General features: G+C 51.1%; 1 protein-coding gene. It reads left to right on the top strand.

Annotated features, from left to right (window positions below; all coding sequences use genetic code 11):
- Positions 1-173 precede the first annotated feature (173 nt).
- Positions 174-321 (top strand): glycosyltransferase (locus tag P0G09_RS16930; RefSeq protein WP_275253248.1); only part of this gene is annotated, 148 nt, incomplete at its 3' end.

Below are 321 nucleotides of genomic sequence, written 5' to 3'. Positions count from 1 at the left end.
GCAGTTTATAACCCAATCAGTATACCACAACTCCCCGGATAATTGTAAAACATCTCTGACATTTCCCACGTTCGATAGCATATCCTGCACAAAAATGCAATAATATGGGTACATATCTCCATCCCGGCCCCTGCCTTGTGCATCTGCCGGAAAAAAGCAAAGGAGTATTTTGTATGGCTCAGAAATTGATCACCTTCGCCGTCCCGTGCTTCAACTCGGCGGCATATATGCGCCACTGCATCGAGACCCTGCTCTCCGCCGGGGAGCAGGCCGAGATCATCCGGGTGGACGATGGTTCCACCAAGGATGACACTCCCGCCA

The organism is Faecalibacterium sp. DFI.5.82 (assembly GCF_029076575.1).
GTDB classification, from domain to species: domain Bacteria; phylum Bacillota; class Clostridia; order Oscillospirales; family Ruminococcaceae; genus Faecalibacterium; species Faecalibacterium duncaniae.
The sequence above is the reverse complement of the archived record's forward strand: the minus strand, read 5'-3'. Positions and strand labels throughout refer to the sequence as shown.